This is a genomic window from Dactylosporangium sp. McL0621, from assembly GCF_049995355.1.
Taxonomy (GTDB): Bacteria; Actinomycetota; Actinomycetes; order Mycobacteriales; family Micromonosporaceae; genus Dactylosporangium.
The window spans coordinates 9,197,115-9,220,411 of sequence record NZ_CP188259.1 but is presented as its reverse complement, the minus strand read 5'-3'; the positions used below and the strand labels follow the sequence as shown (position 1 = coordinate 9,220,411).

Below are 23,297 nucleotides of genomic sequence, written 5' to 3'. Positions count from 1 at the left end.
CTTCATGTCGACGCTTGATCTGACCGGAGCCACCGCGATCGTGACGGGGGCGGGCCGAGGGTTCGGCCGTGGCATTGCGGCAGCACTGCGGGCGACAGGCGCAACTGTCATCGGAGTTGCCCGGACTGCGGCGGGTTTGGAGGAGCTTCAGTCGCAGCTCGGAGGCGGTTTCGTCCCTGTCGAGGCGGATGCAGCGGACGCGGCCGTGGCGACGGAGCTCCTCGAGCGGTACCGACCTCGCACGCTGGTGCTCAACGCCGGTGCGGTTCCACCGATGGGACCGTTGCGGGAGCAGACGTGGCAGGGCTTCAGCCGCAACTGGGAGGTTGATACGCAGCAGGCCTTCCACTGGTCCCAGGCGGCGCTCCGCGTCCCGCTGCCAACCGACAGCACGGTCATCACAATGTCCAGCGGGGCCGCGTTGCGTGGTTCGCCGCTGAGCGGTGGGTATGCCGGAGCAAAGGCGGCGGTTCGCTTCATCACCGCGTACGCCGGGCAGGAGTCGCAGGAGGCCGGGCTCCGCATTCGTTTCGTCGCCGTACTGCCGCAGCTGACGCCGGAGACGATGCTCGGACAAGTTGGTGTGCAGGCATACGCGAAGCAGCAGGGCGTCGGCGTAGCTGACTTCGTCAAAGCTCTGCAGCCCGTGCTGACGCCTGAACAGGTAGGCGAGGCTGTTGTCCGGCTCAGCACCTCGGCTGCCGATCCGGAGCCTGCCTACCTGCTGACCGGCAACGGCTTGCAACCGCTGCCGTAGAAAGCAGGTGCCGTACAGGTAGCGCTGTGCCGTCAGGCTGCCGGTCGGGAGCGGCACAGCGTTCAGACCTACCTTCTGCCAAGGCGATGATTTTCCGCCTTTGACCTGGTCTGTATCAGCACGAAGATGAAAGCAGAGGTGCGCAGTGCAGATGGTGAAGGCCGAGGACGAGTTCGTGCGTCTGACCGACCCGTTTCGTCAGGAGCTGCTGGCGCATTGCTATCGGATGATGGGCTCATTCGAGGACGCCGAAGACCTGGTCCAGGAGACGTACGTGCGGGCTTGGCGTTCGTACGACGATTTTGAGAGGCGCTCGTCGCTGCGTGTATGGCTGTACCGGATCGCGACCAACGTCTGCCTGACCGCTCTGGAGCACCACAGCCGGCGCTTGCTGCCGTCGGGTCTGGGTGCACCGAGCGACGATCCGGACCACCCGTTGTCCGTGCTGGAGACAGGCGCCTGGCTGCAGCCGCTGCCCGGTTTGCCGGGCGACGCGGCCGATCCTGCTGCGATCGTCACCTCTCGGGACAGCGTCCGTCTGGCGCTCATCGCCGCCCTGCAGCACCTGCCGGCCAAGCAGCGGGCCGCGCTGATTCTGCGTGACGTCCTGGCCTGGCGGGCGATTGAGGTTGCGGAGTTGCTCGGTACGACGAGCGCTGCGGTGAACAGCTTGCTGCAGCGTGCACGAGCTCAGTTGCAGCGCGTTTCTCCGACGGAGGACGAACAGACCGACCTCTCGGAGCCGGGCCTGCGCGCCCTGCTCGATCAGTACATCGCCGCGTTCGAGAACGCGGACGTCAAAGCACTTGTGGGTGTACTCCGTGATGATGTCGCACTGGAGATGCCACCGAACGTCGAGTGGTTCTCCGGCCGCGTGGCAGTCGGCCGGTTCCTCGAGAGGAACGTCCTCGCCGGCCCTGGACTGACCCGCATGCTCCCGATCACGGCGAATGGTCAGCCGGCCGTTGCGGCGTACTGGCGTGAGAACGATGGGTCCTACCGGCCACACGCGCTGCAGGTGCTCACCATCACTCGGACAGGAGTTTCGCGCATCGTCTCGTTCAACGACCCGGGGCTGTTCCCCGCCTTCGGACTTGCCGGCGTCTTGGCGCCAGAGACACCGAGGTAACGCCGTGCCGATGTTCAGTGGTCAGGTTCGGCTACTCCAGCACGCGATCTGCTATGCCTCGGAGAGTGTCGACGCTGTGGTGCAGGGCACCGAATCTCTTCCGACTCCGTGCGAAGGCTGGGATTTGCAGGCCTTGCTGCTGCACCTCAACCGTTCGATCGATGAGCTGCACCAGAGCATCGCCCTTGAACCCGCGGATCGGGACGCTGAGGACGATGACTGCCGCTCTTCGACGACGCATCTGGCCGCGACATTCCGATCGCGTGCGGGGCTGCTGCTGCAGAGCTGTGTCAAGACTGAACGAGCCGGTCGCAGGATTGCGGTGGGCGATCTGTCGTTGACGAGCGGGTGGGTGGTCGTCGTAGGAGCGGCGGAGATCGCCGTGCACGGGTGGGACATCTCCGTGGCATGTGGCTTCCAGCGATCGATTCCGGCGCCGCTAGCTCTTGGCCTGCTGAGCCTGTTGCAGTTGGTAGTCGACGATGCGTGGCGACAGTCGCTGTTCGGCCCCGCGATCGCTGTTTCACCACTGGCGAGCCCGAGTGATCAGCTCGTGGCATTTCTGGGCCGCCGCCCGTTCTCCTCTTTCGCCGACGGCCGAGATGTGAGCAGCCGAGGCCAAGCGAAGAGTTTTTGTGCACCCATGGGTCTTCGTACCCGAAGGGCCTGACAGTTGACGACGGATCCGGACCGGGCGCGATCTGATCGCCCGCCGACTCTTTCGCTGACGATCAAGGCAACCTCGAATGGTGTCATCTCAGCCCGTTACGAATCATCTCCGCGGGGATAGAGCCCATCCCAGCAGCGGAAATTCATCGCTCCTGCAAACGGCCCGGTGACGCTCGTGCATCGTCACCGATAGGTTGCGGCTGCCCTCCGGGTCTAAATGGGGGTGGGCGGTTGACCGCCACCTTTCTGATCAACACCCGCCGACCCGTTTCAGTCACCATTCGGAGATCCCATGATCGACTCGGTCTACGTCAGCGGGACGCTGACGCTCATTTTCGGTGCCGCAGGCCTGTTGTTCCTGGTGGGGCGAGGCGCTGGCCCTCCGACGACTGTTTCTGACCGGGTGTCGGGCGGTATCCACGTCGCGGCCAGCGCGGCCATGATCCCGATGGCCTGGTCATGGGGATCGAAGCTGCCTGTGTGGCCTCAGGTGGTCGCCTTCACACTGGCCGCGGGTTGGTTCGTTGCTCGGGTCGTCCGTGGGCGGCTCGAGCGGACGCGGCCGGGTGGCGCATGGTGGCATGACCTGCACCATGCGGCCACGGCCGGCACTCTCGCCTGGTCGATCGCCGCAATGTCGGGGCTGCGCTCCATGGGCAGTGGCGGCGATCCGCATGCCCGGGACGACATGATGCCGACGTCTCATCACCACGAGATGCCGTCCTCCGTGCCTGCATCTGCGGCGCATCCGGGCAACGCGGTCGTGGTCGCCATGGTCGTACTCACGGCGTACTTCGTCGTCGCAGCGTGGCCGTGGTTGTCCACGGCGGTCCGAGCCGCTCGGAGATCGGGTGGCACGACCGAGCCGCAAGGCCGCCGACATGCTGTCGAGGCCGCAAGTCACGCCGTGATGAGCATCGGCATGGCCGCCATGTTCGTTGCCATGGCCTGACCGTGGTCCCGGATTCGTCCGCCAGCAGATCGGATCGTGCCGGCCGATGAGAATCGGCCTCCCGCGAGGTCTGTATGGACAAGCAGAAACCAACAACCAAGGAATGCCAATGAATCTGCCCCAGGTCGTATCCCCGGACGAGTGGCTGACGGCTCGCAAGGAGCTTCTCGAAGCCGAGAAGGAGGTCCTGCTCGCGAAGGACGCGGTGAGCGCGCGACGTCGGGAGCTGCCGATGGTCAAGATCGACAAGGACTACACTTTCGAAGGCCCGGACGGCAAGCTTCGTCTTCTCGACATGTTCGAGGGGCGTACCCAGCTGATCATCTATCACTTCATGTTCGGCCCGGACCAGGACGAAGGCCACAACAGCTGCTCGTTCATGGTGGACAACATCAGCCACCCGTCGCACCTGCACGCCAACAACACCACCATCGCGCTCATCTCCCGAGCGCCGATGGCGAAGCTCACGCCGTTCAAGGAACGGATGGGGTGGACCATCCCCTGGTACTCGTCCTTCGGCAGCGACTTCAACTACGACTTCCACGTCACGACCGATGAGTCGGTCGCCCCGGTCGAATACAACTACAAGGACAAGGCCACGCTCATCGCGAAGGGCACCCCTTATTACATCAGCGGAGAGTGGCACGGACTGAGCGTCTTCCTGCGTGACGGCGACGACGTCTATCACACCTACTCCGCCTACGAGCGCGGCGTCGAGCAGATGCTCAACACCTACAACTACCTCGACCTGACCCCACTCGGCCGGCAGGCTCACGTCACGCAGTTCGCGCTGCACGACACCTACGACGCATAACAAGGACCGGGGAGCGCCGGCAGCCGCTCGGCGCTCCCCGCTCGACAGCCGGGGGTCGACCCGGGTTACTTCAGGCGCCGGGGGATGGTCGGAGTCCCGGCCGGCAGGTCCTCGACCCTGAGCCCGCCGCCATATGCCGAAGGACAGCGCGCTTCATCGCATGGCCGGGCACTCCGTAGTCAAATGACGTGAGGGTGCCCGACGATCAGCGCCGTACGCAGGAATTCCCGGCCGGCCCGGTTCCCGGTCCGGACTGGTCGGCGCCGCCGATGCTCGGCAAGAGCTCGCTCACATCTGCGCGGTTGGTTGATGCTGGTCTGGACCCAGCGGACCTTGCATCGACGCGCATTTCTGCTATCGCCGCGGGCTGCTGGACGCCCAATCGGCTTGCCGCCCTGCGAGGAGGGGCATGCCCGCAAGATCCGTTTGTCCCACGAGGCGATGGCCCGACGCGACCAGATCCTAGATGCTGCCCTCGGGATCTTCGGACACTGTCATGGCCATCAATAGATACTGATGAATGTGATGGACCGCGCCACGCGTATCGCGGCCGGCGCTGTACTTGGACTTCACTGGCAAAGGACGTGTAGCACGATGGCGGAGCGTCTGCTCGACCAGTTCACGGCGCAGCGGAGGACGCAGGCGGCCGACCCAGCACGCCCCTGGCCGACCGCCGTCGTGCTCCCGGCGCACGATGCGGACGCTTCCCTGACCAGGACTGCCCGGTGCCCCGGGCAGCCCTTCCTTGTCGAACTGCGACATCGCCAGGTGCTCGCCGGCGCTGGGCACCACCGGGGTGCGGTCCATGAGGGTGCGGTCGGACAGCAGCACCCCGCAGGGGTGCATGGCCATCGAATGAGGGGGCGTCCAGGGCCTCGACGAGGTCCCACAGCCTGGTGCAGCGGGCGTAATGGGCGGCAACGGTGCGCGATTCGGGCAGTTCGGCGAGGGCGCTGCGGGCGTCCCGGGCGCGGATGCGGGGGAATGCCTTCGCCAGGCGGTCCGTTTCGGCCGGGTCGAGGCCGAGCGCGGCGGCGGTGTCGCGGATGGCGTGGCGGACGCGGTAGGTCTCGGGCATGGAGACGGTGGCCACCCGGTCGGGGCCGAAGCGGTCGAAGATGGCGCGGTAGACCTCCAGGCGGCGGGTGGACTCCACGTCGATGTCGATGTCGGGCAGGGTGGTGCGGCGCGGGGAGAGGAAGCGCTCCATGAGCAGGTCGTGCCGGACGGGGTTGGCGGTGGCGATGCCCAGGAGGTGGACGACCAGGGAGCCGGTGGCGGAACCGCGGGCGGCGACCCGGATGCCCAGGCGCCGGGTGTCGTCCACGATCTGGGCGACGGTCAGGAAGTAGGCGGGGTAGCCGAGGTGGTCGATGACCGCGAGCTCCTCTTCCAGGCGCTGCAGCATGGCCGGGTCGTGGTCGTAGCCGCGGGCGGTCATGGCCGCCCGGCAGCGAGTCGCCAGCAGACCGGCGGCGGTGGCCGGGCTCGCGCCGACCAGCTGGGGTTCGGGGAAGTGAACCCGGCCGAGGCCCAGGTCGCCCTCGGGGTCCAAGCGCAGCCGGTCGGCGCAGCGGGCGGTGGCGGCCAGCAGGTATGAGGCGTCCTGGCCGGCGGCGCTGGCGATGTGCTCGGCGATGGCGGCCATAGCGGAGGGTGGTTTGAGCCAGCGCTCGCCGCGGTCGGTGTGCTGGGGGTCGATGCGGGTCAGGCGGCGGGCTGAGTCCAGGACGTCGGCGACGGGGGCCTGGTCGGGATCGGCGTAGCGGACGGCGCCGGCCAGGACCGCCTCGATGCCCTCGGCGGCGGCCAGGTTGAGGGTGCGGGCGGCAAGCGGCAGTGAGCCGGGCCCGCTGCCCCGCGGGTCGTAGTAGGCCGCCTCGAGGCGCAGGCGGGGGCCGAAGATCTCACGCCACGGTGCCAGCAGGGCCACCGCCCGGTCGGGGTGGCCGGCGCCGAGTGCCCGGACGGGTTCGGAGGCACGGCCGAGGAGGGCGGTCAGGCCGCTGGCGTGGCGCTCGAGGTCGGCCCAGGCCAGCCGGGGCGGGCTGTCGGGGTGGGCGTGGGCGGCGCTGATCAGGTGGCACAGCGCGGCCCAGGCGGCGCGGTCTTCGGCGAGCAGGACCACGCGGGGGGCGCCGTCGGCGGCGATCGCCCGCTCGCGTGCCGTGTGCCAGGTTACTGGCTGGTGGTGTGGCCCGGCGCAGGGGGCGTGGGCGAGATCGGCGCCGAAGAGCGGGCGCACTCCGGCGGCGGCGCAGGCCTTGGCGAAGCGGACGCTGCCGGCCACGGTGTCCCGGTCGGTCAGCGCCAGCGCGGTGATACCGCGCTCGGCGGCACGCTCCGCCAGACGCGCAGGGAGAGCGGCGCCGTAGCGCAGCGAGTACCCCGAGACGACGTGCAGGTGCTCGAAAGCGGGCACCGCATCCTCCTAGCGAGAGCCCTGCTACCAGCCTCTCAGCCCGCAGCCGGGAAGAAACGGGGATCGGAACGGCCGTCACCGGGCGGCCGTTACGCCTCCCTGGTGACGCACGAGAAGGAGACCGTCGAGCCGATCGACCTGTGCCCGCCGATCGGGCAGCTCAACCCCGCGGCGGTCGGCTGGACCCGCCGGCCGCCGCACCGGGCGAACCTGCGCGGCTGGGGGAGGACCAAGCGCTGGGAGTAGGGGGATCGTCACGCCCACCCACATGTCGGCCTCGTGGCGTCGTCGCTGGACTACGCCGGCGTTGTCCACGACTGGGTGCCGTCGACGAACGCGCTGTCGTCAGTGCAACGGTGCCGGGTGACTCCGACCGCCAGACAGCAAAGGAGGCGGGTGACGTCGGGGAAGTAGGGGCTGAGGTTGCGCATCTGCCGGGATTGGAGCAGGACCCGGTCGTCGAGCACCCAGGCGAGAGCACGGAACCCGTCCCACGTCGGCTCGTACAGCAGGCCAGCGGGAAGGTTCCGGACGGCGACAGCGCGCATCGGCACTACCGGTGGCCGCATGGCGCACCCCGTGAGCAGCGGCGACACCCAAACGTACCGCCGCCCGGAGCATCTCCACCCGCCTCCCCGAACCTCGGAGGCGGCCGTCTGATTGCCATGGCAGCATCCGCTCGTGCTTGTAGCCCCCAACGCCAGGCACCGACAGATCCTCGAGCTCCTGTTTCAGCGCAAGACCACCATCACCCACTACTGCGGCAACGTGTCCAGCTACCCGGACTGGGTGATGAACGCGTCGCGGATGTTGCGGAACCAGATACTCCGCAGCGACAGCGACGGCCTCTTTCTGCTCGTGTCATTGGCCCCGAGCCGGAGCCTCCGCTGCCGAGAGGAGGAGAAGGCTGCCCGGCGGCAGGGAAATCAGCGGTGATTCTGACGGTCATCAGTGGGTCGTCAGAATCAAATCAGCGGCGGCAGGCCGCGCCGGCCGGTGACGAGCCACGCTGATTCACCGCGCCGTCAACGATCGGACCCCTACCGCCGGGCGGTGCACGCCGTTGCGTGCTCGGTGAGCCACGCCAGCGCCTGCGCCCACGACTGTGCATCTTCGTCGAGATCGCATCCGGTGCACCGCTTGGTGAGGTACCCGGCGAGGTTTGTCTCGATCCACGCCTCTGCTCCGCCGGTGGTCGCAAGGATGTCGGACACGATTTCCCGGTACTCGTCCATGCCGGCCATCGTGCAGTCGACTGCAGGCTTCTGCTGCGCCGGAACCCCGCGAAACATCCGTGCAGTGCGGCATAACCACTCCTGTAGCCCTCGCCTGCACGACCATAGCCACCGTGCACCGCGCCAGCCGCATCGACGAGCTCGGAACCGAGCGGTCAGCATTGACCAGCTACATCTCGGGCATCCGCTAACGAGCCGGCCCGCTGGCGCGTGGAGCGAGCCCTCAACGCCTGCTCCGGGTTCGATCCCGTTGCGGTGGAGGATTTCCCAAACCGTGGAGCGGCGACCTTGATGCCGAGGCTGGCCAGTTCGCCGTGGACTCGCCGGTAGCCCCAGCTCGGGTTCTCGCGGGCCAGGCGCAGGACGAGGCTCTGGATGCTGCGGATGGTGGCTGGCCGTCCTGGCTGTTTCGGCCGGGATTGTTGGCGTGGTGACGTCGGAGCAGGTCGCGGTGCCAGCGCAGGACGGTGTCGGGGGAGACGATCAGGTGCAACTGACGCAGCTTCGGCCCGGGTAGCCGGTGGAGGAGGGCGGCGAGGAACGCCCGGTCGGGCGGGGTGAGGCGGGGCTTGTCGATCTGGCGCTGCAGGATGGCGAGCTGGTGGCGCAGCGTCAGAATCTCGACGTTCTTGTCCGAATCGGTCATGGTATGAGCCGTATGAGGGTGAACACGCTCGTGAGCGCCAGGTAGGGCAGTCGCAGCAGCACGATGGACCGCCTTGGCCTACCCCGTCTCGCAGACTTCAGCCATGTCCGAGAACCGGCAGGTCACAACCCATGGATGGGGTTTTCGGCACCCACAGCGCCCAGCCCGCCGGGGCGGTCACCGGCTGCGCCACCGGGACCCGGCAGACCGCGGCCGTGCTGGCCCAGATGGCCGGCACGATGCAGCACATCGGTGGTCATGGAGCGCGCGGCGACGTCGGTCCAGGGGGGTCGACCAGGCGGTACCGGTAAGCCAGCGCGACGAGTTGTGCGCGGTCGCGGGCACCGAGTTTCGACATGGCGTGGCTGATGTGGGTTTTCGCGGTGGCCCGGCTGATGGACAGGGCCTCGGCGATTTCCTCGTTGCTCATTCCGTGTGCGGCCAGCCCCGCGACCTCTCGCTCCCGTTCGGTCAGCTGGGCCAGGGCCTTGGCGTTGACCTGGCGATTGGGGGAGCGGTCGACGAGCCGCGCAACCAGTCGGCGGGTCAGGCCGGGCGACAGCAGCGCTTCGCCGCCTGCCACGACCCGGATGCCGTGCAGCAGTTGGCCGGGATCCGTGTTCTTGATCAGGAAACCGCCGGCGCCTGCATCCAATGCTTCGATGACGTATTCGTCGTGGTCGAACGTGGTGAGGATCAGCACGTGGACATGTGCGAGGTCGGGGTCCCCGGCGATGCGGCGGGTGGCGTCCAGCCCGTCGACATTCGGCATGCGGATGTCCATGAGGACGACATCCGGTCGAGTTTGTCGTGCCAGGTCTACAGCTGTCGCGCCGTCGGCGGCCTCGCCCACCACGACCATGCCCGGCTCGTTGTCGATGAGGACCCGGAACCCGGCGCGGACCAGCGACTCGTCGTCGGCGATGAGGACCCGCAGCGGCTCGGTCACGCCTCACCGCCGGCTGGTGCCGGTAGTTGTCGGTCACTGACCATCCCAGCCGGGCGGGGGCGGCATGTCATCGGCGAGTGCACGTCGTCATCATGACTCGTCCGGGGTGGGTAACGCGCACCGCACCTGGAAGCCGCCCTGCGGGTGCGGACCGGCGCTGAACTGCCCGGACAGCGCCAGAACCCGCTCGCGCATGCCGATGATGCCGTGACCGTTGGTGGTGATATCGCCAGCACCGGCCGCACGCCCATCGTCACGAACCTGGATCACCACCTGCGCGGGTTCGTAGCGCAGGTCGAGCTGGACGGTGCTGGCGCGTCCGTGGCGCAGCACGTTGGTCAGCGCCTCCTGGATGATCCGATAGGCGGCAAGATCAATCGCTGCGGGCAATGACCGGGCGCTGCCGTGGACATTGAGCCTGGGATCGACCCCCGCCACCCGGACCGGGTCGAGCAGGGCGTTGAGCTGGTCGAGGCCGCCGCGCGGGGTTCGGGGTTCGTCCGGCTCGTCGTCGGAGCGTAGGACACCGAGCATGGTTTTGACGTCGGTCAGTCCCTGGTCGCTGATGCGTTTGATGGTGCTCAGCGCTTCAGCCGCTTGTGCGGGTCGGGTGGCCAGCAGGTGCATGCCGACGCCGGCCTGCACGCTGACGCTGGCCATGGTGTGGCCGAGTATGTCGTGGAGTTCGCGGGCGATGCGCAACCGCTCCTCGACCAGGTGGCGGCGGGCTTGCTCCTCGTGGGTCTGGGCCTCGCGGGCAAGTTGAGCGCGGGTGGCCACCAGCAACGCCCGGTAGTAGCCGACCGCGGTGCCGGCCGCGCCGGCAGTGGCGATCATCCACACGGCGATGCCTGAGAGTCCGGCCGGCACGCGGGCGCCGAAGGCCAGGTGGATCGCCACCAGCGCGCCCAGCGCGCTCAGCACGGAGCCGGCCAGTGCCCACCGCCACCCACGCAGAGCTGCGAGCGTGTAGCAGGCGATCACCGATGTCAGCGGGATCAGCACGCCGGGAAAGTGGGCGGCCGACCAGAGCAGCGCGACCGAGTTGAGGACCACCAGCACCGATACCGGGTAGCAGCGGCGCAGCGCCACTGTGAGCGCCACGACCCCGATCAGCACGACCGCGCCGGCCTCGAGCGGGTGCGGGTCGATGACCCACGGCGGTCCGACGCCGATCCAGCTGGCGAACAACAACAGCACCGCTACCCCGACGCCCACCCCGGCATCGGGGAGGGTCGGTGCCGCCCTGCGCACGGCACTCAGCCTCTGTGGTGTCTGCATCCCTCGACATCCTGCCCGCATCCGCCGGTTCTGCGCATCGGCCGTGAGGTGTACCCCAACTACCGCACGCGGCGCACCGCACTACCGCCCACGGATGACGGTACGGCTGCGGGGTGAGTCGTGAAACGCGACCGCCGGCCGACGCGCGTTGCGCGCAGTCGCCGCCACGATCAGCGAAACGAGCGCCCAACCTCAAGGAGTTCCTTCGATGCGTAAGGCTTTTGCCGGGCTGGCGGCACTGTTCCTCCTGGCCGTCGTCATCCAGTTCTTCCTCGCCGCCAGCGGCGCGTTCAACACCGCGCCCAGCGAGGAGTCGTTCCGAGCGCACAGGGCGTTGGGGTACGTGATCTTCCTCCTCGCGGTCGTGCTGGTCATCGTCGCGGCGGTGGCGCGGATGTCGGGTCGGCTCATCGGCATGGCTGGGATGGTCACCGGCCTGGTCGTCCTGCAGGTTCTGATCGCGGTGCTGGCCAGGGTGCTCGACACGGGCGACATGACGACGACGGTTGGGCAGCTCGTGTTCGGACTGCACGGGGTCAACGGCCTGGCCATCGTCGCGCTGAGCGTGAGGATCCTCCGGCAGGCGCAAGCTCTGGCGTCCGGACCTGGTGTGGGACCGGCTCCGACGGCGTCATGACAACGGAGCAGTGGATCATCTCGGATGACGCGGTCGCACTGCTGAGCGTCGCGGCCTGGTTCGCGGCCGGCGTCACGGCGGCCGTCGGGCGCGCCCAGGCGGCGCTCGGCCTGTTGGTGGCGGCGGCGCTGGTGAGCCTCGCCCGGATCGCCACGGTGGCGATGCTGGCCGGTCGAGGCTGGTGGTTTGTGCAGGACAAGGTCCTGTTGGGGCTGCCGATGCTCGCCGCCGGAGGGTTGGCCGCCGTGCTCATCGCCGGACCGACGCTGTGGCTGGCGAGGCGCACGCCGGGCAACGGGCCGCCGGCGCGTAGCGTCGTCGCGCTGTTGAGCGCCGCCTACGCGGCGACGGCCGGTTTCGTGGTGACCTTGCTGATCGGGTTCCCCCTCACGTGGGGCACCGCGCTGATCACGGTCTCGCTCGTGTGCGTCGGCGCGCTGCTCACCGCACGCGTGCTCGCCGCGAAGGCCGGGGTGGCCGCCGCCGCCGACGCCCCCGGCAACCGTCGGGTCTCGCGTCGCCGGTTCATCCGGGTTGCCGGCGTCGCGGTCGTCGTCGGTGCAGGCGCCGCCGGTGTCGGCCTGTCGCTCGTGCCGGTCGAGTCCGTCACCACCGGAGGCGGTCGCGCACGCTCGTCCGGCTCACGACCGCAGCGGTCGGTGGCCGACCTGCGCGGTGCCGGCGCACCGGCTGCCGGCGGCACGCGGCGGCAGTACGTCCTCACCGCCCGGACGGCCAGGGTGCGGCTGCCGTCGGGGCGGGAAGTCGACGCATGGGCCTACAACGGGCAGACACCCGGTCCGCCGATCACGGTCGCTGAGGGTGACCTGATCGAGGTGACGCTGCGCAACGCCGATATCCAGGACGGCGTGACCGTGCACTGGCACGGCTACGACGTCGCCTGCGGCGAGGACGGCGTGCCGGGCCTGACGCAGAACGTCGTCGCGCCGGGGGAGGAGTTCGTCTACCGATTCCCCGCCGACCAGGTGGGAACCTACTGGTACCACACCCACCAGGTGTCGGACCGCGGTGTGCGCAAGGGGCTGTACGGCACCCTCGTCGTGACGCCACGCGTCGAGCCGCCGGCGGACGCGGCAGCCGCGCAGGTAGACCTGACCCTGCCCGTGCACACCTTCGACGACACCGTCGTCATCGGGGGTTCCGACCAGCGCAACGAACACGACGTACCCGCCGGCGCTCCGGTGCGCCTGCGGTTGATCAACACCGACTCGCAGCCGCACCATTTCGCGCTGGCCGGCACGCCGTTTCGGGTGGCGGCCGTGGACGGACGGGATCTCCACCGGCCGGGCGACGTCAGCGACGTCTGGCTGCGGCTGGCCGCGGGCGGGCGGTACGACCTGGTGTTCACGATGCCCGACACGTCCGTGGTGCTGGTGTGCGACGACGATCGCGACGGCGGATTGCGGCTGCATGCCGAGAACGGCCCCGGCGGTGCCGGGCCGGACGTCGAGGACACCTCGGGCTGGCCGGAGCTCGACCTTCTCCACTACGGAAGCGCGGCCGCCGTGCCGTTCGACGTCGGCGCACCCGACCGGCACTTCACGATGGTCCTTGACCGTGGTGTCGCCATGGTCGATGGCGCTCCGGCGTACGCACAGACCGTCAACGGTCGAGGCCACCCGTCGATCCCGGACCAACTCGTCGCCGAGGGCGACATCGTGCGATTCACGGTGGTCAACCGAAGCCTGGAGACGCACCCCTGGCATCTTCACGGACATCCCGTGCTGATCCTCTCCAGAAACGGGACACCTTCCTCCGGAAGTCCATTGTGGATGGACACGTTCGACGTCCGTCCAGGGGAGGTATGGGAGGTCGCATTCAAGGCCGAGAACCCCGGCATCTGGATGAACCACTGCCACAACCTGCCGCACGCGGATCAGGGAATGATGCTGCGGCTCCGCTACGACGGTGTGACGACGCCGTTCGAACACTCGCCGGCCGCCCAGGCCCACCATGGCTGACATGCCCGAGGAGAAGACCATGACGAATGAGACCGCACCTGCGGACGGGACTCTGGCGCGACTGGCCCGTTTCTGCTACCGGCGCCGCCGCCTGGTCCTGCTGACGTGGATCGTCGGCGTGATCGCCATGGCGCTGGGCGGCTTCGGGTACGCCGCCGCCCCCGACAACGACGTCTCCGGCGGAAACTCCGATTCCGCCAACGCGCAAGCGCTGATCGAAAAGCATTTCCCCGAGCAGCAGGGGGACACGCTGACGCTCGCGATCAAGGCCGACAAGGGGATCGACGACCCCGCCGCCCGGCAAAAGATCGAGAAGGTCATCGCCGATCTCGAAGCGTCACCGATCACCGGACCGGTGACCTCGCCCTATCAAGACAACAGCCTGGTGACGCAGGATCGTCGTATCGCCCGTACCACCATCCCGCTGACCGACAAGGATGTGGACAAGAGCCAGGTCAAGCTTCTGGTCGACACCGTCAAGGGCGCCTCCGGCAACGGCGTGACGCTGGGCCTGGCCGGGGTACAGGCGGAGAAGGCCGAGACGCCCCCGGGCGGTTCGACCGAGAGCGTGGGCGTACTGGCAGCGGCGGTGATCCTGTTCATCGCCTTCGGGTCACTGGTGGCGATGGGTCTGCCGATCGTGACCGGACTGCTGGCGGTCCTCGGCGGCATCGCCCTGATGAAGCTCGCCGGGCACCTCGTCCCCTCGCCGGATTTCACGGTGCTCGTCACCGCGATGATCGGACTCGGTGTCGGCATCGACTATGCACTGTTCATCCTGACCCGCTACAAGGAGAGCCTGCAGGACGGTGACGAGCCCGAGACCGCCACGGTCAAGGCGATCACCAGCGCGGGTCGCGCCGTGCTGTTCGCCGGCACGACCGTCATTATCGCGCTGCTCGGCCTGATCGCCATGGGGCAGAAGCTGATGACGGGTGTTGCCGTCGGCGCGTCGGCGGGCGTACTGGTCACGATGGTCGCCGCGGTGACGCTGCTGCCAGCGTTCCTGGGCTTCACCGGCCGCAGGATCGACTCGCTGCGCCTGCCCCGCCGCACGTCCCGCCGGCGCGGGGCAGCCGGTGCCCCGCCCGGCCGGACCCTCGCCGAGCGCTGGGCCGGCCTGGTGCAGCGCAGGCCGCTGGTCGCCGCGGCGCTGTCCGGCGCGGGCCTGCTGGTACTGGCCGCGCCCGCGCTGTCGATGCGGCTGAGCCTGCCCGATGCCAGTGTCCAGCCCCACGACCGCAGTAGTTACACCTCGTACACGATCCTCTCCGAGGGCTTCGGTCCCGGCTACGACGCGCCGCTGGTCTTCGCCGCCGAAGTCGATGCGAAGAACCCCGATCTGACAGGCGCCGTGGACGCGGTCAAGCACACCGACGGCATCGCCTACGTCACGCAGCCTCGGGTCAGCAAGGACGGGCAGGCCGCCACCTTCATGGCCTTCCCCACGACCGGGTATCAGGCCGCGGCGACCGCAGACCTGGTGCACAAGCTGCGCGACGACGTGCTGCCCGACGCATCCCGCGGCGAGCGGATCTACCTCGGCGGCCCGAACGCCGGCGCGATCGACTTCTCCGAGGACACCGGCTCGCATCTGCCGCTGATGATCACGGTCGTGATCGTACTGTCGCTGGTGCTGTTGGTCGTGCTGGTCCGGTCGGTCACGATCGCGCTGCAGGCCGCCGTGATGAACCTGCTGTCGATCGGCGCTGCCTACGGCGTGCTGGTCGCGATCGTGCAGTGGGGATGGCTCGGCGCGGCCTTCGGTTTTCCCACCACCATGCCGATCACGACCTGGGTACCGATGATGATGTTCCCGCTCCTGTTCGGCCTGTCGATGGACTACGAGGTCTTCCTGATCTCCCGAATCCGTGAGGAGTACGAGCGCACCGGCGACACCCGCAGCGCCGTCGCTCGCGGGCTGGCCCGGACCGCCAAGGTCATTACGGCCGCGGCGGCCATCATGGTCGCCATCTTCACGACCGGCACGCTCGGCCCCGACGTCTCGGTCAAGCAGATCGGTCTGGGCATGGCCGTCGCCGTCCTCGTCGACGCCACCGTCATCCGGATGGTCCTCGTCCCTGCGGTGATGGAATTGTGCGGCAAGGCCAATTGGTGGATGCCCGGACGCCGGGCATCGAAGGCAGCCTCGGGCATACCGACCAGGATCGGCGAGGAGGCCGGGGTATGACCCTCGTCGGCGACGCCGAACAACGCGGACGCCCGTCGGGCGGCGGCCGGAAAGTCGTCGCGGTGTCAGAGCGGCGCCGAACTATGTGAGCGCGGCGGCCACCTCGTCGAGGTGGGCGCCGCAGGAGGCCTTGACCAGCACCACGTCGCCGGCGGCGAGGTGGTTGCGCAGCCAGTCGACGGCCGCGCCGTTGGAGGGCAGCGCCACCGCGCGCTCGCCGGCGCCGGCCGCGAGCGGTCCGGCGGCCGCCCCGATCGCGAGCACGACATCGGCCCGGGCGGCGGCGTAGCCGTCGGTGGCGCGGTGCTCGGCGTCGCTGGCGGCGCCGAGCTCGAGCATCTCGCCGAGGACGGCGATGCGGCGCTTGGCCTCCATGGCCGCCAGCGCGTCCAGGGCGGCGCGGGTCGAGTCCGGGTTGGCGTTGAACGAGTCGTTGAGCAGCGTCGCGCCGCCGGCGAGGCCGCGCAGCTCCATGCGCCACTTCGACAGCGCCGCCGTGGCCAGCGCCGCCGTGGTCGCTTCGAGACGTGGCTTCTCTGAACTTGACCATGGTGCCCGGCTGCTCAGGCACGCGGCGGGAATCGTCGCTACCGGAGTCCGATGTGGTTGTCAGCCGTTCCACCACCGGCTGACTGGCCAGTCCGGTGCATCAGGCCCGGCCCAGCGCGTCGGCGTGAAGGCCCGGATGATTGCCGGCCATCGGCCTCGAGTTCCTGGAACGCTGCGGGGTCCGGCGCTGGCGGCACTGAGACCGGCTGCGTGAAGTGTCGTGTGGGCCGCTCGAACGCCCATCGCGCGGATGCCCCGAGGATCTCCCGATTCAGTTCTGCAGTCTCCGCGTGCGCGAGCTCCCACGGCGGGGCGGGGCGGCGGTCATCCCGGAACATCGCAAGGACGGCGTTGGGTGCTAGCGGGAACACGATGACACCAACCGATGCGAACCCGCCACGTTCGCCGCGACGGTGGTCGGGCCCACCGATCAGCACGACCGGTTCATCGCACGTGATAAGGATCGGTGGCGCCGTGTAGATCTGCCAATGGCGGTTGAGAAACTGCTGGCCGACGTCGTAGGCGGACATCGCGGACCGGGCAGCCATGGCCGCCTGCTGTTCGGTCACCCGGGCTGTGCCCGCGTTGAGCTCGTCGATGAACTGCCGGGCGGCGGCGACCCCGGCGTCATCGGCGGGCCGGCCTCGCTTGCCGAGGATCTGTCGGAGGCCCTCGTCGGTGAGCTGGCCGAACTGGAGGCGGAACAGTTCGTTCGCCAGATGTGCCTGGGTCTGCCGGTACGCGTGCCCGCGGGTGGCCTGAAACCCGGGGAACCATGCGAACATGGCGGTCTGTTCGGGGTCGAGACGGGCCGACCGGGATTCGAGCATGTGGTCGATCGTCGTCTTCGCCGCGCCCTCGACGTCGCCGAGCATGACCTCCATCAGCAGCGGCGGCACCTCGTTGGGGTCGACGTCGGGGGATTCCAGGCGGTAGAAGTCGGTCTCCCTCGCGGCCTTGCCTGGCGACGTCGTGTAGCTGTGCTGGTCGTCGACCCTGGTCACGCGGATACTGCCGCGCTCGGCCCACCTGCTCAGATAGGAGTTGGGGACCAGGGGAGTGGAGTTCTGCGCGGCTCGCCGAGCCCGGTCGAGCAGCGCCTGGTACTCGGGCGGCAAGGGCTGCGGCGCCCGACGTCGAGACATGACGAAACGGTAGCAACCGGGATGGCCGAGCCGCTCCACACTTTTCGCCTGCCCGCCGGCCGTGCGACGCGACGGGAGATGCGGGACGTCAGCGGGGAGGTGCATGCCGCCGCCGAGGGGGAGCATCAGGTGGTTGCCGCCGATCACGACCCAGATGCCGAGTTCCCCGGCGACCTCGGCCACGGCGTGGATCTCGTCGCGGACCGGTGCCCAGTCGACGGTCCAGCCGTCGAAGTACGGATTGTCCTGGCCGGCGTGGCCGGTCAGGGCGCCCTCGCACAGGTGGGCGAGCCGGGCGCCGCCGTCAGCGGCCTGTCGTAGCGCGTGGCGTACCGCGCGCCCGTTGACGGCCGGGTCGGTGGTGATCTCGGTCTGCGGCGCGGCGACGCGGATCCGGTCCATCAGTCACTCTCTCCAACGTGCCCGCGGCCCCGCTCGTGCACCATGCTGCCGGTCACGCTGGTCGCCGGGAGCCGGCCAGTCGACGGCGGCGAAGCGGCGCCCGGTCCGGAACAAGGTCGACGCCGATCTGCGTATACCGCAGCAGCGGCTGGGGCAGGTCTTCGATCGGCGCCCATAGCTGCCGCACGCATTTGTGCGGCTCCCGCCGCGTCGGGAGGCCGTGCCGGGTGGGGTCGGCGGTGCAGTGGAAGGACATGCCGATCCGCGCGGTGCGGTCCGGCGGATGCCAGTGCGTCACGGCGACGAGATCCAACTCGTCCGGGTCCAGTCGCAGCCCGGTCTCCTCGAATGCCTCCCGCGCCATCCCGGCCTCCAGGGTTTCGCCGGGCATGAGCTTGCCGCTGGGCGTATCCCATTGTCCGGGCCGCGAACCCTCCCTGCCGCAACCCCACGAGCAGCTCGACCCCGTGCGCCCCGGCGCGGGTGTAGAGCAGCAGCACATCAACCGGCACCAAGAACCAGGCCGGACGCCACGACCCCGACCGCCGATCCGGGACGTTCCTCAGGCCGCAGGTCGTCATCAGCCGTCATGGGCCGGCCCTGTCGGTCGATGCGGGTGTTGAGCTTGGCCAGGGCGCGGGCCATCTGCGGGTCAGTCTGTTCGATCGGCCATGCGGCCACCTCGGCGCGGGGGAACCAGCCGTAGCCGGTGAACTCGACCGGGTCTGGGGCCAGACGAGCGTCGCGGCCCAGGTCGAGCAGGAACCACAGGGTTGTCGCGGCATTCTCCACGTGTCCGAGTTCTACAGCTAATGCTCGACAGAGGATGCGCTGTTCCACTTGCGTCTGTAAATGGCTTGGTAGTCGGCGGGTCAGCTCCCGGCGGATTCCGCCGATCCGCCCCCCCGTGAAGGTGGCGTTGACCCGCCAGTAGGCGACACGTCGTACCGACGCCAACAGCTGAGCATCACAACGCTGTGCTCGGGTGCGGCACCCAACCTCCCAACGCCGATACGAGACCGCGGCCGGTGCCGGCCGACTCGGCGGCGGTCCGGTCGTCCGGGGGCGGCGCTGGATGATCGCCGTCCACCCCCGGACGGTAGTGGGCCGGGTCAGGCGGCGAAGCCGCCGTCGACGGTCAGTGCGGTGCCGGTGACGTATCTCGCGCCGTCGCCGCACAGATACGAGACCATGGCGGCGACGTCGTCCGGCTCGCCGTAGCGGGCCAGCGCCGGCACCGACGAGAAGAACGACGAGGCCGGGCCGTCCGCCGGGTTCATGTCGGTGTCGATCAGGCCCGCGTGGACCAGCGTGGCGGTGATACCGCGCGACCCGAGGTCGCGGGCCAGGCCGCGGGTCAGGCCGACGAGGGCGGACTTCGCCATGGCGTACACCGTCATGCCTTCGGCCGGCACCCGGTCGGACAAGGCGCTGCCGATCGTGACGATGCGTCCGCCCTCCGTCATGTGTTCGGCCGCGGCCTGCGAGGCGAGGAACACGGCCCGGACGTTGACGGCGAGGATGCGGTCCACGTCGGCCGGAGGAACGGTGCCGAGCGGGCCGCCGAGGTAGATCCCGGCGTTGTTGACCAGGATGTCGAGCCGGCCGAACGTGTCGGCGACGGTCTCGACCGCGGCCACCGGGTCGGAGGGGCTCTCGTGGTCGGCCCGCAGGACCAGGACGTGACCGCCCTCGGCGCGGATCTTCTCGGCCACCGCCTCGGCCTTGTCGGCGTTCGCGGCGTAGGTGAGGGCGACGGCGGCGCCGTCGTTGGCGAGACGGCGGGCGACCGCGGCGCCGATGCCGCGGCTGCCGCCGGTGACGAGGGCCACCCGGCCGGCGAGGCGGCTCATCGCAGTACCTCCGGACGGTCGGGGCGGGCGGCGGACGTGTCGGCGACGGGGTCGATCATGCGTGATGAGTTCATCGGTGCTCCTTTCACGCAACCGTCGCGAGCACCGGGCCGCTTTGGACATCCGCGCCGGGGCCGATTCGGTTCGGGGGCCCGTCACAGCTGAAGGTCGGCGGCCACCTCGTAGTGGGTGACGTGTTCGTCCCATCGGGTGAGAACCCGCTGGGCGGCCTCCTCGTCCGGGATGACGTCTACCGTACTTATGGCACCATCGCGTCCCCGTCCAAGGGGTACCAGACGACAGGGGACTCCGCAGTGTCCAAACCGGGCGGCCGGCGGCGACAGGTAGGGGGCGGATGCGCCGCGACGAGAGGACGACGAGATGACGCAGTATGCGCTGCTGCTGTACCGGTCGGCAGACGACACCGAGGACCGGACTGCCGACCTGCCCCGGTGGCGGCACCTGACCGAGAAGCTCCGCGAGGCCGGTGTCCTGATGTCCAACGCGCGGCTCGCCGACGTCGACACGGCGACCACGGTCCGGGTCCGTGGCGCTCAGGTGGAGCTCACCGACGGACCGTTCGCGACGACCAAGGAGACCTTGGTAGGCGTCTACCTGCTGGACTGTGACAACCTCGACGACGCGGTGCGCAGGGCCGCGGCCCTGCCGATCGCGGAGTACGGGTCCGTCGAAGTCCGGCCGCTCGGTGGGCCGCCCCGCACCGGGGGCGAGTCCGCCGACGCGTGAGGGGCACCGAGATGACGTCCGACGCCGAAACCGTCGCGGCCCTCGAAGCGTCGTTCCGCCGCGATCGTCCGGCGGTCCTGGCCACGCTGATCCGGCTGGCCGGCTCCTTCGACGTGGCCGAGGAGGCCCTGCAGGACGCGGTTGCCGCCGCCATGGAGGCCTGGCCGAGCCACGGCGTGCCGGCCAACCCCGCCGGCTGGCTGACGGTGACCGCCCGCCGGCGGGCGATCGACCGCCTCCGCCGGGACCGGGCCCAGGCCGATCGGGCCGCCAATCTCGCGGTCCTCTCCCGCTTCGAGACGGCGGAGGACGATATGGGGCTCGACCCCGACACCATCGTCGACGACCAGTTGCGGCTGATCTTCACCTGTTGCCATCCGGCCCTGGACCTGCCCGCCCGGGTGGCGTTGACGCTGCGGACCGTCGGCGGCCTGCGGACCGGGGAGATAGCCCGCGCGTTCCTGGTCGCCGAGCCGACGTTGGGCAAGCGCATCGTCCGGGCGAAACGGAAGATCGCGGAGGCGAACATCCCGTATGTCGTGCCGCCCGCCGACGAGCTTCCACAGCGGCTGGCGGCCGTGCTCAGCGTCATCTACCTGATCTTCAACGAGGGCTATGCCGCCAGCGACGGCGACAGCCTGAGCCGGCCGGACCTGGCACTGGAGGCCATCCGCCTGGCCCGGCTGGTCTGTGCGCTGCTCGAGGACGAGCCGGAGGCGTGGGCGTTGCTGAGTCTGTTGCTGCTGACCGATGCCCGGCGCGCCGCCCGGACCGACGCCGACGGGGCGTTCGTGGCGTTGGAGGACCAGGACCGGTCCCGGTGGAACCACGGCCTGATCGCGGAGGGACTGGCGGCGCTGGACCGCGCGATCCGCCCGGGTCGGCGCGGACCGTACCTCGTGCAGGCCGCGATCGCGGCGCTGCAGAGTACGCCGGACGGGCCGGTACCCTGGCCGGAGGTCGTGGAGCTGTACGACGTCCTGTACGAGCTGAACCCGTCGCCGGTCGTCGCGTTGAACCGCTGCGCCGCCGTCGGGTTCGCCCACGGCCCACAGCAGGCGCTCGAGCTGATGCGCCCGCTGCTGCAGGAGCCCGCACTGGCCGACTATCAGCCCCTGCACGCGGTGCGGGCCGACCTTCTGTGGCGATCGGGTGACCGGCGCGGCGCCGAGGCCGCATTCGGCCGGGCGATCGAGCTCTCCGGCAACGCGGTGGAGCGGCGCGAGCTCCAGCGGCGGCTGGCGGCCCTGCGCTAGGGGCGGTCCTGCGGCCGGACGCCGACCGGCCGATCGGAGCCGGAGCGCGCGGTGTAGTCGAGCACGACGACGCCCGATGCTCGAGCCCGCACCGCCTGTAACGCGAACGCCTCGAGGGGCAGACCGGCGTCGGCTGGCGGGCCACCGGCGAGCACCGGGTGGACATTGAATCGGACCCGGTCGACCAGTCCGTGCGTGAGGAGGGTGCGGGTGAGCCGGCCGAGCCCGTACACGGCCAGCCCACCGGCCGACCGCTGCTTCAGCGCGGCCACCGCCCCGGCGGCGTCACCGCTGAGCAGGTGCGAGTTCGACCACTGGGTGCGGTCGAGGGTGGCCGAGACGACGTACTTGGGCAGGGCGTTGATCCGGTCGGCGAACGCGCCGGACGCGCCCGACCAGGCCCCGGCGAACGCGTCATACGTGCGGCGGCCGAACAGCACGCCGACGCAGTCGTCGAGGATCTGCGCGGCCTCGTCCTGCGCATCGGCGTCGAAGTACGGCCCGGCGAAGCGCATCGGCTCGTCGACCTGCCCGTCCAGCGAGGTCAGCACGGTGGCGACGAGGTACGGGCGCGCCGGCCCCGACGGACGTGCACTCATGGTTGGCTCCTGCTCGCTGCGATTGGATCGGACGGGGTGTACCTCTCTGACGCCGCTCGACCCGGAAATCGGACCGCAGCGGTGTGTCCAAAACCGTGGTGGGGCGGCGGTCAACAGTGCAGCAATGCACCTGACACTGCGAAGGAGTTGCCGTGCTACTGGTCACTGGAGCCAACGGCCGGCCGGGGTCGGCCGTCGTCCGGGAGTTCGTCCGGCGCGGCGAGCCGGTCCGCGCCATGGTCCGCGGGGCGGACAAGGCGTCGGCCATCGCTGCGCCCGGCGTCGAGATCGTCACGGGCGACATGCTGGAACCCGAGACCCTCGGCGCCGCGTTGGCCGGTGTGGACCGGGTGCTGATGATCTCGGGGGCCGGCCCGCTGCTGCTGGAGACCCAGTGCACCTTCATCGATGCGGCGAAGAACGCCGGGGTCCGGCACGTGGTCAAGTTCTCCGGCCAGGACTCGGTGGACGGGTTCGACCCGGAGCGGTTCCGCTCCACCCGCAGCCACGAGCAGGTCCAGCGATACCTGCTCGCTTCGGGTCTGGCCTGGACGATCCTGCGGCCGAGCCAGTTCATGCAGGTGTACCTGGAGGAGGCGGCCGACATCGCCGGCGCCGGCGAGCTGCGGCTGCCGCTGGGCGCGACGACCCTGGCGCCGGTCGACATCGCCGACATCGCCGCCGTCGCCTACCGGGTCCTCACCACGCCGGGCCACGAGGGCGCGACCTACCGGATGACCGGCCCGGAGGCGCTCACCATGGACGAGGTCGCGGACCGGATCGCCGCCGCCATCGGCCGGCCCGTGCGGTACGTGGACGTGCCGGTCGAGGACCGCTATCAGCAGTGGCTGGCCGCGGGCTACCCGCCCCCGCGAGCCGCCGCGTTCGCGCAGCTGTTCGCCGAGCGGCGCCGGCTCGGCCGCTCATCGGTCCACCTGGACACCCATCGCGCGTTCGGGGTACGGCCGACGACCTTCGCCGAGTTCGCCGTCTGCCACGCGGCCACGCTGCGCGGCGAGGCGGCCGCCGCCGCCACACCGGTCTGAGGCCGGCCAGGAGACGCTCAGGACTCGTCCGGTGGC

25 protein-coding genes are annotated in these 23,297 nt (G+C 69.7%); 13 read left to right on the top strand and 12 right to left on the bottom strand.

What is annotated here, in order from left to right:
- Window positions 1-4 precede the first annotated feature (4 nt).
- The 5 genes from ACPPVO_RS43840 (at window position 5) to ACPPVO_RS43820 (ending at window position 4,321) form a co-directional block, all read left to right on the top strand.
- Window positions 5-757: an SDR family oxidoreductase gene (locus ACPPVO_RS43840; RefSeq protein WP_426504461.1), complete on the top strand. Its 753-nt coding sequence runs from the start codon at window positions 5-7 to the stop codon at window positions 755-757.
- Between the two features lie 151 nt (window positions 758-908).
- A complete protein-coding gene (locus ACPPVO_RS43835) occupies window positions 909-1,886 on the top strand; it encodes a sigma-70 family RNA polymerase sigma factor (protein ID WP_426504460.1) in 978 nt (325 codons plus the stop codon).
- Between the two features lie 10 nt (window positions 1,887-1,896).
- Window positions 1,897-2,556, top strand: coding sequence for a maleylpyruvate isomerase family mycothiol-dependent enzyme (locus tag ACPPVO_RS43830; protein ID WP_426514808.1), 660 nt, complete (start codon window positions 1,897-1,899; stop codon window positions 2,554-2,556).
- A gap of 291 nt (window positions 2,557-2,847) precedes the next feature.
- Window positions 2,848-3,507: a DUF5134 domain-containing protein gene (locus ACPPVO_RS43825; protein ID WP_426504459.1), complete on the top strand. Its 660-nt coding sequence runs from the start codon at window positions 2,848-2,850 to the stop codon at window positions 3,505-3,507.
- Window positions 3,508-3,616: 109 nt separating this feature from the next.
- Window positions 3,617-4,321: a DUF899 domain-containing protein gene (locus tag ACPPVO_RS43820; protein WP_426504458.1), complete on the top strand. Its 705-nt coding sequence runs from the start codon at window positions 3,617-3,619 to the stop codon at window positions 4,319-4,321.
- Window positions 4,322-4,940: 619 nt separating this feature from the next.
- On the opposite strand, the gene ACPPVO_RS43815 is transcribed toward ACPPVO_RS43820, so the two are convergent.
- Window positions 4,941-6,743 (bottom strand): PHP domain-containing protein, encoded by a 1,803-nt coding sequence (locus ACPPVO_RS43815; protein ID WP_426504457.1) that lies wholly within the window; start codon window positions 6,741-6,743, stop codon window positions 4,941-4,943.
- A 102-nt stretch (window positions 6,744-6,845) separates the two neighbouring features.
- Between ACPPVO_RS43815 and ACPPVO_RS43810 the strand changes: the two genes are divergently transcribed.
- On the top strand, window positions 6,846-6,989 hold the full coding sequence (locus ACPPVO_RS43810; RefSeq protein ID WP_426504456.1) for a hypothetical protein: 144 nt from the start codon (window positions 6,846-6,848) through the stop codon (window positions 6,987-6,989).
- A gap of 50 nt (window positions 6,990-7,039) precedes the next feature.
- Here the strand turns inward: ACPPVO_RS43810 and ACPPVO_RS43805 are convergent, their stop codons facing one another.
- A complete protein-coding gene (locus tag ACPPVO_RS43805) occupies window positions 7,040-7,291 on the bottom strand; it encodes a hypothetical protein (RefSeq protein ID WP_426504455.1) in 252 nt (83 codons plus the stop codon).
- A gap of 133 nt (window positions 7,292-7,424) precedes the next feature.
- On the opposite strand from ACPPVO_RS43805, the gene ACPPVO_RS43800 reads away from it, so the two are divergent.
- Complete coding sequence (locus ACPPVO_RS43800) at window positions 7,425-7,679, top strand: hypothetical protein (RefSeq protein ID WP_426504454.1); 255 nt, start codon at window positions 7,425-7,427, stop codon at window positions 7,677-7,679.
- A 104-nt stretch (window positions 7,680-7,783) separates the two neighbouring features.
- Here the strand turns inward: ACPPVO_RS43800 and ACPPVO_RS43795 are convergent, their stop codons facing one another.
- From ACPPVO_RS43795 to ACPPVO_RS43780, 4 genes are all read right to left on the bottom strand, one after another.
- Window positions 7,784-7,978 carry a hypothetical protein gene (locus ACPPVO_RS43795; protein ID WP_426504453.1) on the bottom strand — a complete coding sequence of 65 codons (195 nt, stop codon included), beginning with the start codon at window positions 7,976-7,978 and terminating at the stop codon, window positions 7,784-7,786.
- Between the two features lie 223 nt (window positions 7,979-8,201).
- The gene (locus tag ACPPVO_RS43790; protein ID WP_426504452.1) at window positions 8,202-8,624 is read right to left on the bottom strand and encodes a hypothetical protein; all 423 of its coding nucleotides are present in this window, start codon (window positions 8,622-8,624) and stop codon (window positions 8,202-8,204) included.
- A gap of 256 nt (window positions 8,625-8,880) precedes the next feature.
- A complete protein-coding gene (locus tag ACPPVO_RS43785; protein WP_426504451.1) occupies window positions 8,881-9,573 on the bottom strand; it encodes a response regulator in 693 nt (230 codons plus the stop codon).
- 90 nt (window positions 9,574-9,663) lie between these two features.
- Window positions 9,664-10,773 (bottom strand): sensor histidine kinase, encoded by a 1,110-nt coding sequence (locus ACPPVO_RS43780; RefSeq protein ID WP_426504450.1) that lies wholly within the window; start codon window positions 10,771-10,773, stop codon window positions 9,664-9,666.
- A gap of 289 nt (window positions 10,774-11,062) precedes the next feature.
- Between ACPPVO_RS43780 and ACPPVO_RS43775 the strand changes: the two genes are divergently transcribed.
- The 3 genes from ACPPVO_RS43775 (at window position 11,063) to ACPPVO_RS43765 (ending at window position 15,664) form a co-directional block, all read left to right on the top strand.
- Window positions 11,063-11,491 (top strand): DUF6220 domain-containing protein, encoded by a 429-nt coding sequence (locus tag ACPPVO_RS43775; RefSeq protein WP_426504449.1) that lies wholly within the window; start codon window positions 11,063-11,065, stop codon window positions 11,489-11,491.
- A 116-nt stretch (window positions 11,492-11,607) separates the two neighbouring features.
- Window positions 11,608-13,473, top strand: a complete 1,866-nt coding sequence (locus ACPPVO_RS43770; protein WP_426504448.1) for a multicopper oxidase domain-containing protein — start codon at window positions 11,608-11,610, stop codon at window positions 13,471-13,473.
- 1 nt (window position 13,474) lies between these two features.
- The gene (locus tag ACPPVO_RS43765) at window positions 13,475-15,664 is read left to right on the top strand and encodes an MMPL family transporter (protein ID WP_426504447.1); all 2,190 of its coding nucleotides are present in this window, start codon (window positions 13,475-13,477) and stop codon (window positions 15,662-15,664) included.
- 81 nt (window positions 15,665-15,745) lie between these two features.
- Here the strand turns inward: ACPPVO_RS43765 and ACPPVO_RS43760 are convergent, their stop codons facing one another.
- The 5 genes from ACPPVO_RS43760 to ACPPVO_RS43740 form a co-directional block, all read right to left on the bottom strand.
- Window positions 15,746-16,138 carry a glutamate ligase domain-containing protein gene (locus tag ACPPVO_RS43760; RefSeq protein ID WP_426504446.1) on the bottom strand — a complete coding sequence of 131 codons (393 nt, stop codon included), beginning with the start codon at window positions 16,136-16,138 and terminating at the stop codon, window positions 15,746-15,748.
- A 113-nt stretch (window positions 16,139-16,251) separates the two neighbouring features.
- Complete coding sequence (locus ACPPVO_RS43755) at window positions 16,252-17,760, bottom strand: DUF4238 domain-containing protein (RefSeq protein ID WP_426504445.1); 1,509 nt, start codon at window positions 17,758-17,760, stop codon at window positions 16,252-16,254.
- A gap of 52 nt (window positions 17,761-17,812) precedes the next feature.
- Window positions 17,813-18,262 (bottom strand): NUDIX domain-containing protein, encoded by a 450-nt coding sequence (locus ACPPVO_RS43750; protein ID WP_426504444.1) that lies wholly within the window; start codon window positions 18,260-18,262, stop codon window positions 17,813-17,815.
- Window positions 18,262-18,552: a hypothetical protein gene (locus tag ACPPVO_RS43745; RefSeq protein WP_426504443.1), complete on the bottom strand. Its 291-nt coding sequence runs from the start codon at window positions 18,550-18,552 to the stop codon at window positions 18,262-18,264. Before ACPPVO_RS43745 ends, ACPPVO_RS43750 begins: the two co-directional genes overlap by 1 nt.
- 320 nt (window positions 18,553-18,872) lie before the next feature.
- Window positions 18,873-19,613, bottom strand: a complete 741-nt coding sequence (locus tag ACPPVO_RS43740) for an SDR family NAD(P)-dependent oxidoreductase (RefSeq protein WP_426504442.1) — start codon at window positions 19,611-19,613, stop codon at window positions 18,873-18,875.
- A 381-nt stretch (window positions 19,614-19,994) separates the two neighbouring features.
- Between ACPPVO_RS43740 and ACPPVO_RS43735 the strand changes: the two genes are divergently transcribed.
- Together ACPPVO_RS43735 and ACPPVO_RS43730 are read left to right on the top strand one after the other, a co-directional pair.
- On the top strand, window positions 19,995-20,360 hold the full coding sequence (locus ACPPVO_RS43735; RefSeq protein WP_426504441.1) for a YciI family protein: 366 nt from the start codon (window positions 19,995-19,997) through the stop codon (window positions 20,358-20,360).
- An 11-nt stretch (window positions 20,361-20,371) separates the two neighbouring features.
- Window positions 20,372-21,616 (top strand): RNA polymerase sigma factor, encoded by a 1,245-nt coding sequence (locus tag ACPPVO_RS43730; protein ID WP_426504440.1) that lies wholly within the window; start codon window positions 20,372-20,374, stop codon window positions 21,614-21,616.
- On the opposite strand, the gene ACPPVO_RS43725 is transcribed toward ACPPVO_RS43730, so the two are convergent.
- Window positions 21,613-22,215, bottom strand: coding sequence for a dihydrofolate reductase family protein (locus ACPPVO_RS43725; RefSeq protein ID WP_426504439.1), 603 nt, complete (start codon window positions 22,213-22,215; stop codon window positions 21,613-21,615). The two genes, ACPPVO_RS43730 and ACPPVO_RS43725, sit on opposite strands and share 4 nt — an antisense overlap.
- A gap of 152 nt (window positions 22,216-22,367) precedes the next feature.
- Here ACPPVO_RS43725 and ACPPVO_RS43720 point away from each other — a divergent pair, with 152 nt between their 5' ends.
- Complete coding sequence (locus tag ACPPVO_RS43720) at window positions 22,368-23,261, top strand: SDR family oxidoreductase (RefSeq protein ID WP_426504438.1); 894 nt, start codon at window positions 22,368-22,370, stop codon at window positions 23,259-23,261.
- The last annotated feature ends 36 nt before the right edge of the window (window positions 23,262-23,297 follow it).